This is a genomic window from Cyanobium sp. LEGE 06143 (assembly GCF_015207535.1).
In the GTDB taxonomy this organism is placed as follows: Bacteria; Cyanobacteriota; Cyanobacteriia; order PCC-6307; family Cyanobiaceae; genus NIES-981.
In genome coordinates this window covers 1-8,261 of sequence record NZ_JADEWP010000116.1, presented here as the reverse complement: position 1 = coordinate 8,261, position 8,261 = coordinate 1, and the positions used below count along the sequence as shown (strand labels likewise).

At 70.1% G+C, this 8,261-nt stretch carries 10 protein-coding genes; 8 read left to right on the top strand and 2 right to left on the bottom strand.

The window, feature by feature from the left end:
* From IQ216_RS09135 to IQ216_RS09115, 5 genes are all read left to right on the top strand, one after another.
* Positions 1-407: IMS domain-containing protein (locus tag IQ216_RS09135; protein ID WP_228007332.1), on the top strand; the 407-nt coding region annotated here is incomplete at its 5' end.
* Between the two features lie 79 nt (positions 408-486).
* The gene (ffh, locus tag IQ216_RS09130; protein ID WP_193815223.1) at positions 487-1,968 is read left to right on the top strand and encodes a signal recognition particle protein; all 1,482 of its coding nucleotides are present in this window, start codon (positions 487-489) and stop codon (positions 1,966-1,968) included.
* A gap of 55 nt (positions 1,969-2,023) precedes the next feature.
* A complete protein-coding gene (gene rpsP / locus IQ216_RS09125; RefSeq protein WP_193815222.1) occupies positions 2,024-2,422 on the top strand; it encodes a 30S ribosomal protein S16 in 399 nt (132 codons plus the stop codon).
* The gene (locus IQ216_RS09120; protein ID WP_193815221.1) at positions 2,419-3,438 is read left to right on the top strand and encodes a PhoH family protein; all 1,020 of its coding nucleotides are present in this window, start codon (positions 2,419-2,421) and stop codon (positions 3,436-3,438) included. Before rpsP ends, IQ216_RS09120 begins: the two co-directional genes overlap by 4 nt.
* A gap of 89 nt (positions 3,439-3,527) precedes the next feature.
* Positions 3,528-4,265 carry a Bax inhibitor-1 family protein gene (locus IQ216_RS09115; protein ID WP_186699039.1) on the top strand — a complete coding sequence of 246 codons (738 nt, stop codon included), beginning with the start codon at positions 3,528-3,530 and terminating at the stop codon, positions 4,263-4,265.
* Between the two features lie 147 nt (positions 4,266-4,412).
* On the opposite strand, the gene IQ216_RS09110 is transcribed toward IQ216_RS09115, so the two are convergent.
* A complete protein-coding gene (locus IQ216_RS09110; protein WP_193815220.1) occupies positions 4,413-4,940 on the bottom strand; it encodes a hypothetical protein in 528 nt (175 codons plus the stop codon).
* Positions 4,941-5,124: 184 nt separating this feature from the next.
* On the opposite strand from IQ216_RS09110, the gene era reads away from it, so the two are divergent.
* From era to trmD, 3 genes are read left to right on the top strand one after another with little or no spacing between them, the layout of a single operon-like run.
* The gene (gene era / locus IQ216_RS09105) at positions 5,125-6,111 is read left to right on the top strand and encodes a GTPase Era (RefSeq protein ID WP_370561764.1); all 987 of its coding nucleotides are present in this window, start codon (positions 5,125-5,127) and stop codon (positions 6,109-6,111) included.
* 37 nt (positions 6,112-6,148) lie between these two features.
* Positions 6,149-6,673: a phycobiliprotein lyase gene (locus IQ216_RS09100; protein WP_193815219.1), complete on the top strand. Its 525-nt coding sequence runs from the start codon at positions 6,149-6,151 to the stop codon at positions 6,671-6,673.
* Between the two features lie 5 nt (positions 6,674-6,678).
* Positions 6,679-7,386, top strand: coding sequence for a tRNA (guanosine(37)-N1)-methyltransferase TrmD (trmD, locus tag IQ216_RS09095; protein WP_193815218.1), 708 nt, complete (start codon positions 6,679-6,681; stop codon positions 7,384-7,386).
* A gap of 2 nt (positions 7,387-7,388) precedes the next feature.
* Here the strand turns inward: trmD and IQ216_RS09090 are convergent.
* Positions 7,389-8,261: SPFH domain-containing protein (locus IQ216_RS09090; RefSeq protein WP_370566687.1), on the bottom strand; the 873-nt coding region annotated here is incomplete at its 5' end.

The window sequence follows — 8,261 nt, the reverse complement described above, 5'->3', positions numbered from 1 at the left end:
CCCCCCCCGTGCCGCTGCAGGTGGCAGAGCCCTCCCAGGCCCAGGTTCAGGCCCTGCTCGAAACCTGGCTGGCGGCCAAGGCCGCCGTGCTGGCCGGCGGCGAGAGCCCGGTTCCGCTCGACTCCATGGCCCGTCAGGGCGAGATCGCCTACCTGCAGCGACAGCGCCGCGAATCGGCCGCCAGGCAGCAGACGATCAAGCTCAACACCACCGTGACCAACCTCACGATCGAAGAGCGCTCCCCCAGGCGCATCGCCGCCCTGGTGAGCCTGCGCTACAGCTCCCAGCCCATCAACGCCGCCGGGGAGCCTGCCGGCCCGGCAGCCCAGGCCGATCTGCGCAACCGCTATGTGTTCGGCCGCGACGGCGACACCTGGCGAGTGGTGAGCTTCTCGCCCCTGCGCTGAGGCCAGAGCCTGCCACGCCGGTTTTTACCATCGGTGGCAGCGGTGCCCCCGCGCCAACCTCTCCCCAGGCCTCTCCGCGATGTTCGACGAGCTCTCCCAGCGGTTTGAAGACGCCGTCAAGAACCTGAGGGGCCAGGCGGCCATCACCGAGGGCAACGTCGAAGGGGCGCTGAAACAGGTGCGGCGCGCCCTGCTGGAGGCCGATGTGAGCCTGCCGGTGGTGAAGGACTTCGTCGACGAGGTGCGCCGCAAGGCGGTCGGAGCCGAGGTGGTGCGGGGCATCAGCCCCGATCAGAAGTTCATCCAGGTGGTGCACGAGCAGCTGGTGGAGGTGATGGGTGGCGAAAACGCCCCCCTGGCCGCTGGGGGGACGGCGGAGACGCCCTCCGTGGTGCTGATGGCCGGCCTCCAGGGCGCCGGCAAGACCACCGCCACCGCCAAGCTCGGCCTGCACCTCAAGGAGCAGGGGCGCAAGGCGCTGCTGGTGGGCGCCGACGTTTACCGTCCGGCGGCCATTGAGCAGCTCCGCACCCTCGGCGGCCAGATCGGCGTGGAGGTGTTCAGCCTGGGCACTGAGGCCAGACCGGAGGCCATCGCGGCGGCGGGGATCGCCAAGGCGCGGGCCGAGGGTTTCGACACGGTGCTGGTGGACACCGCCGGCCGCCTCCAGATCGACGCCTCGATGATGGAGGAGATGGTGCGGATCCGGGAGGCCTGCAGCCCCGATGAGGTGCTGCTGGTGGTCGACTCGATGATCGGTCAGGAGGCCGCCGAGCTCACCCGCGCCTTCCACGAGCAGGTGGGCATCACCGGAGCGGTGCTCACCAAGCTGGACGGCGACTCCCGCGGCGGTGCGGCCCTCTCGATCCGCAAGGTGAGCGGCGCTCCGATCAAGTTCATCGGCACCGGCGAGAAGGTGGAGGCCCTGCAGCCCTTCCACCCCGAGCGGATGGCCAGCCGCATTCTCGGCATGGGGGATGTGCTCACACTGGTGGAGAAGGCCCAGAAGGAGGTGGAGCTGGCCGATGTGACGCGCATGCAGCAGAAGCTGCAGGAAGCCAGCTTCGACTTCTCCGATTTCGTGCAGCAGATGCGCCTGATCAAGCGCATGGGCTCTTTGGGCGGGCTGATGAAAATGATTCCGGGGATGAACAAGATCGACGACGGCATGCTCCGCCAGGGCGAAGAACMGCTGGGCAAGATCGAGGCGATGATCAGCTCGATGACGGCCGCCGAACGGGAGAATCCCGATCTGCTCGCCTCCACTCCCTCGCGCCGGCGGCGCATCGCCGCCGGCAGCGGCCACACCCCCGCCGAGGTGGACAAGGTGCTGACCGACTTCCAGAAGATGCGTGGCTTCATGCAGCAGATGACCCGGGGCGGCGGCATGCCAGGCATGCCCGGCATGGGGGGCATGCCTGGCATGGGCGGCTTCCCGGGGATGGGTGGCTTGCCAGGCATGGGCGGCGGCATGCCGGGGATGGGGGCGCCTGCTGCCGCTGGCCGCAGCCGCAAGGCCCACAAGCCCCCCAAGAAGCGCAAGGGGTTCGGGCAGCTCTAGGGAGGTCGGGCCAGGGGGTACATTGCTTCTTTGGACACCTAGCGGCAAGGCCCCGATGATCAAGCTCCGCCTGAAGCGGTTCGGCAAGAAGCGGGAAGCGAGCTTCCGCCTCGTGGCGACGAACAGCACCTCCCGCCGGGATGGTCGACCGCTCGAGGAGCTCGGCTTCTACAACCCCCGCACCAAGGAGACCCGCCTCGACACCGAGGCGATCCGCGCCCGCCTGGCCCAGGGTGCCCAGCCCACCGCCACCGTGCTGAGCCTGCTCGAGCGGGGCGGTCTGGTCACCAAGACCGTGCGCTCCTCCGTCGTGGTGGGCCAGGCCAAGCAGGCCGCCGCGCGGGAGGCCGCCGCCAAGAAGGAGGCCCGCGAGGCCGCTGAGGCCAAGGCCGCTGCCGCAGCTGAGGCAGAGACCGCTGCGGCAGCCGCCGCCGAGCCTGCTGCCGAGACTTGAGCTCCAGCCCGGCGGCTGAGCCCGGAGGCCGCAGTGGCGCCTCCGTGGCCCTGCCTGATGCCACCGCCGCCCTGGCTCTTGCCGGTGAGGCGGAGGGCACCCTGCGGCGCCTGGAGGCTCTCACCGGGGCCTCGCTGGTGCTGCATGGCCTTGAGCTGTGGATCGGCGGCCGGCCCCGCCAGATCGAGCGTGCCCAGACCCTCATGGACATGCTGCGTCCGCTCTGGCAGCAGGGCCAGGCCATCACCCCGGTGGATCTGCAGACGGCCCTGCAGGCCCTCGACACCAACCAGGGGGCCGCGCACCGCTCCCTCGGCGAGCAGGTGCTGGCCAGAAGCCAGAGCGGCCAGCTGTTGCGACCCCGCACCCTGCGCCAGAAGGCCTACGTGGAGGCGATGGAGGGCCACGACCTCACCCTGGCCCTGGGCCCCGCCGGCACCGGCAAGACCTTTCTGGCCACGGTGCTGGCCGTGCGCATGCTCAACGACCGCAAGGTGCAGCGGCTGATCCTCACCCGGCCGGCGGTGGAGGCCGGCGAGCGGCTGGGCTTTCTGCCCGGCGATCTGCAGCAGAAGGTGGATCCCTACCTGCGCCCCCTCTATGACGCCCTGCATGCCCTGCTGGGCACCGAGCGCACCAGCGCGCTGCTGGAGAAGGGGGTGATTGAGGTGGCGCCGCTGGCCTACATGCGCGGCCGCACCCTGGCCGATGCCTTCGTGATCCTCGATGAGGCCCAGAACACCACCGCCGCCCAGATGCGCATGGTGCTCACCCGGCTGGGCGAGAACTCGCACATGGTGGTCACGGGCGATCCCACCCAGCTGGATCTGCCGCCCGGGGTCACCAGCGGCCTCAAGGAGGCGGCGGAGGTGCTGGAGGGGGTCGAGGGCATCGCCGTCTGTCGGCTAGGGGCCGCCGACGTGGTGCGCCACCCGCTGGTGCAGCGCCTGGTCACCGCCTACGCCCAGTGCGATGCCCGCCGCCAGAGCCCAGCCCCGCCCAGGCGGTCGTCATAGGGAGATCCACACCTCTCGGAGCCCAACGGGGACGGGCACCGAGGCGCCGGCACTGCCAGGATGAGCCCAGTTCGATTTCCCGGTGCGCCATGCCGGCCAGCAGCAATTTCCAGGAGGCCATCCGCGAGGCGCAATCGAGCGCCTTGGTGGGCCCCAATGTGGTCAACAAGGCCCTTCCCTACGTGGGCGGTGGCATGGTCCTCACCGCCGGTGGGGTGATCGGCGGCCTGGCCCTGATGGCCGCCAATCAGGCCCTGTTCATGCCGCTCTTCTGGGTGGCCCTGATCGGCAACTTCATCCTCTTCTTCGTGGCCCAGAACGTGGCCACCAAGGGCAACAACGCCACGGCCCTGCCGCTGCTGGCGGCCTACAGCCTGATCACCGGCTTCACCCTCAGCGGCATCGTGGCCTATGCCCTCTCGGTGGCCGGTGTTGGGGCCATCGGCACGGCCACCCTGGCCACGGGTATCACCTTCGTGGTGGCCTCCTTCGCTGGCCGCCGCATGAGCGACAGCGTCGGCCAGGCCCTCAGCGCCGTGGTGGGCCTGGGCATCATCGGCCTGCTGATCGCCATGGTGGTGCAGATCGTCGGCAGCCTGTTCGTGCCCGGCATGTTCGGGGGCAACGGCTTTGAGCTGCTGATCGCCGGCTTCGGCACCGTGCTGTTCATCGGCGCGGCCTTCGTGGACTTCTACACGATGCCCCGCACCTACAACGACGACCAGTACCTGGCCGGCGCCCTGGGGATGTACCTCACCTACATCAACCTCTTCATCTTCCTGCTGCGGCTGATCATCGCCCTGCAGGGCGGTGGCCGCCGCGACTGACCATCCCTTGGGGGATGAGATCAGTGCTCCACCTCCGTGCTCCACTGATCTCATCCCAGGCTTTTCAAGCCGCGTGCGCCCCCCAGGGGCGCTTTTTTCTGGGAACTGCAGAGGGCAACGCCGGACACTGGCCTTGCCCTCCGCCGCTCACCCCTCCGCCACGGCCTCCACGGCTGCGGCGATGGCCTGGCGTTGCTCGGCGTCGTAACCCCAGCGATCGAGAAAGGCCACATCCTCACCCTCGGCAGCGGCGGCGGCCGCCAGCAGCGTTTCCAGCCGCTCTTTGACACCGAGGGGCTCCAGCAGGCGCAGCAGCTCGGTGCAGCGGCTGGCCACCCGCAGCGAGGCCTGCTGCTGTTCAGCATCGTCGGCGCGGCCGTGGTGCAGGGCCATGGCGGTGCTCATGGCCAGATTGCGGGCGGTGAGATCCACCACTCCCGCCCCCGCAGTCCTCAGCTGCAGCACCAGCGGCTCGGGCAGTCGGTCCATCAGCGGACAGTCGCCCACCAGGCTGACCACGAAGAAACCGCGGGCCCCATCCCGGCTCGCCACCAGCTCCCCGAGTCGATCGGCGAGCACCTCATCACTGAGCTCGCCGTTCTCCCAGAGCGCCAGCCACTGCGCCGTGATCTCCATGGCCTGCTGGAAAGTCGGTTCAAGGGGTGTGGTGGTCATGGCGATCGCGATGGGAGGGGTCCAGCGATCTCTGAGGTTATGGAATCCAGGCGCCGCTGCCGCTGGCCATGCCCAGACTGGGAAGGCCCTGCCAGCCACCGTGTCCACCAGCGAGTCCAGCCATGCCACTACTGACGCGACGCTGAACGCGACTGCTGAACCACAGGCGGCCGAAGGCGTGCTGCTGCCGATTCCAGATCCAGCCGAATCGGCCCGGATGCTGCAGCCCTCCCCCGCGGAGGGCCCGTTTCGCTCCGGTTTCGTGGCCCTGGTGGGGCGGCCCAACGTGGGCAAATCCACCCTGCTCAACCAACTGGTGGGGGAGAAGGTGGCGATCACCTCGCCGGTGGCCCAGACCACCCGCAACAGGCTGCGGGCGATCCTCACCACCGCGGCGGCCCAGCTGGTGCTGCTCGACACCCCCGGCATCCACAAGCCCCACCACCTGCTGGGCGAGCGCCTGGTGAAGACGGCCCGCAGTGCCATCGGCGAGGTGGATGTGGTGCTGCTGCTGGTGGATGGCAGCCAGCCGGCCGGCCGCGGCGATGGCTTCATCGTGGAACTGCTGCGCCATTGCCGCGCCCCCGTGCACCTGGCCCTGAACAAGCACGATCTGGTGCCGCCCGAACAGGCCGCGGCCCTGGCGGGCAGCTACCGCGACCTGCTGGCCGGTCGGGGGGATTTCGCCAGCCCCGGAGGCAGCCAGGCGCTTGGCTGGCCCCTGCACCCGGTGAGCGCCCTCAGCGGCGAGGGCACCACGGAGCTGGTGGATGCCCTCAGCCAGGACCTGCCCCCCGGCCCCCAGCTCTACCCGGCCGATGCGGTGAGCGACCAGCCCGAGCAGCTGCTGATGGCCGAGCTGATCCGCGAGCAGGTGCTCACCCACACCCGCGAGGAGGTGCCCCATTCGGTGGCGGTGAGCATCGATCGGGTGGTGGACGACGGTCCCCGCACCGCCGTGCTGGCCACGGTGCTGGTGGAGCGCTCCAGCCAGAAGGGCATCCTGATCGGCAAGGGGGGCCGCATGCTCAAGACCATCGGCCAGGGGGCCCGGCTGCAGATGGAGAAGGTGTTCTCCGGCCCCGTGTACCTGGAGCTGTTCGTGAAGGTGGTGCCGGGCTGGCGACGCAACGCCGCCCGCCTGGCGGAGCTGGGCTACCGGGGCGACTGAGGGCCACCCAGGGGCAGGCGACTGAGAGGATGGGGCCATGAGCGACACCCCAGCTTTTCCGCCCCAGGAAATCGGAGCCTTCCTGCGCTTCTGCGCCGGTGAGTGGATGGGCCTGCGCAGCCAGTTTGCCCTCGGCGAGGTGGTCGAGGAGGAGGGAGCCAACGGCGATGAATGGCACAGCAGCGAGCGCGGCGAACTGCTGGTGACCTTCCTGGAGCCCACCGACGACGGCCCCGGTGGCATGCGGGTGGGGCCCAGGAACGCACCACCCAGGGAGTTGTTGTTCAGCGCCGACGGCCTCTTCAGCAGCAGCGCCTCTGGAGAGGGCTCCAGTGCAGCGGGCCCTTCCGGCGGCCTGGAGGGCCACTGGCAGCTGTGGCCCGATGGCAGCCTGGAGTTGTGGCTCAGCCAGGGCGATCGCGAGGTGCGCGAGCGGATCTGGTTCACCAAGCCCAACCTGCGCCTGCGCAGCACGGTGGAGCGCCAGAGCGACGGCACCCCCGGCCAGGCCAGCTTCAGCACTGAGATCCGCCGGGTGAGCCAGCCGGCCAGCGGCGGCTGACGGCCATGCGCCTCGATGTGGTCAGCCTCGCACCGGAGGCCTTCACGCCGCTGCTCAGTCTGGGCGTGATCGGCCGCGCCTTTGCCGCCGGCATCGCTGAGCTGCACGTGCACAACCCCCGCGACCACGCCAGTGATCGCTACCGCAAGGTCGACGACGTGCCCTACGGCGGCGGCGCCGGCATGGTGCTCAAGCCCGAGCCGGTGTTCGCCGCCGTGGAGGCGATCCCGGTGCTGCCGCGGCGTCGGGTGCTGCTGATGAGCCCCCAGGGGGTGCCGCTGGGTCAGGGCGACCTGCGCCGCTGGGCCGCGGAGCACGACCAGCTGGTGCTGCTCTGCGGCCACTACGAGGGCTTCGATGAGCGCATCCGCAGCCTCGCCCACGAGGAGGTGTCGCTCGGCGACTTCGTGCTCACCGGCGGCGAACTGCCGGCGGCGGTGGTGATCAACGGCGTGGTGCGCCTGTTGCCGGGAACGGTGGGCACGGCAGCCTGCCTCGACGACGAGAGCCACAGTGCCCTCCTGCTGGAGCATCCCCACTACACCCGCCCGGCCAGCTTCCGGGACATGAGCGTGCCGGAGGTGCTGCGCAGCGGCGACCACGGCGCCATCGCCCGCTGGCGCCAGGAGCAGCAACAGCAGCGCACGCGCGAGCGCCGGCCCGACCTCTACAGCCGCTGGCAGCAGGCCAGCAGCGACTCCGGCGGCGGCTGAGCTCAGCCCTTCTCCTGCAGGCCCCTGAGGGCGGTGAGCAGCGAGGCCGGGCTCTGGGGATCCACCATCAGCACAGTGCCCCCCTTGGCATGGGCGAGCTGTTCGCCCATCTCCATCCAGTCGCGGGCCAGGAGCAGCCGCAGGGCCTCGGCGGCGGCGGGGTCGGCGGCGATCGCCCTGGCCAGACAGGTGGCGGCGGCGGCGCGGGCCTCGGCCTGCAGGCTCTGCTGTTTGGCCTCCGCCTCGGCCTGCAGCAGCAGCGCCTGGGCCCGGCCCCGGGCGGCGTTGAGTTCACTGTCGCGCACCCCCTCGGAGCGCAGGATCGCGGCCCGCTTCTCGCGCTCGGCCGTCATCTGCTGCTCCATCGCCTGCTGCACCCCGGCGGAGGGATGGATGTCGCGCAGTTCCACCCGGGTCACCTTCACGCCCCAGGGGTCGGTGGCCAGATCCAGCTCGCGCAGCAGGGCCTCATTCACCTCCTGGCGGGTGGTGAAGGTCTGATCGAGGTCGAGCTTGCCCATCTCGGCCCGGATCTGGGTGAGCACCAGGTTCACCATGGCGGCCTGCAGGTTGTCGACGCCGTAATAGGCGCGGGAGTGCTCCAGCAGCTGCCAGTACACCACCGCATCCACCTCGATCGACACGTTGTCGCGGGTGATGCACTGCTGGGGCGGGATGTCGAGCACCCGCTCCTTGAGCGACTCGTGGCTCACCACCTTCTCCACCACGGGCAGCACGAAGGAGAGGCCCGGCTGCAGCTGGCGGTCGTACTTGCCGAGGCGCTCCACCAGCCGCGACTGGCCGCCGCTGGTGACCTTGACGCTGTTGAAGCCCAGAAAGGCCATCACCACCAGGGCCGGCAGACTGAACAGGGC

What these genes read in the sequence shown, in the direction of transcription:
- rpsP (WP_193815222.1), top strand. Translation starts at nt 2,024, where the DNA reads ATGATCAAGCTCCGCCTGAAGCGGTTCGGCAAGAAGCGGGAAGCGAGC.
- IQ216_RS09115 (WP_186699039.1), top strand. Translation starts at nt 3,528, where the DNA reads ATGCCGGCCAGCAGCAATTTCCAGGAGGCCATCCGCGAGGCGCAATCG.
- IQ216_RS09110 (WP_193815220.1), bottom strand. Translation starts at nt 4,940, where the DNA reads ATGACCACCACACCCCTTGAACCGACTTTCCAGCAGGCCATGGAGATC.
- IQ216_RS09100 (WP_193815219.1), top strand. Translation starts at nt 6,149, where the DNA reads ATGAGCGACACCCCAGCTTTTCCGCCCCAGGAAATCGGAGCCTTCCTG.
- trmD (WP_193815218.1), top strand. Translation starts at nt 6,679, where the DNA reads ATGCGCCTCGATGTGGTCAGCCTCGCACCGGAGGCCTTCACGCCGCTG.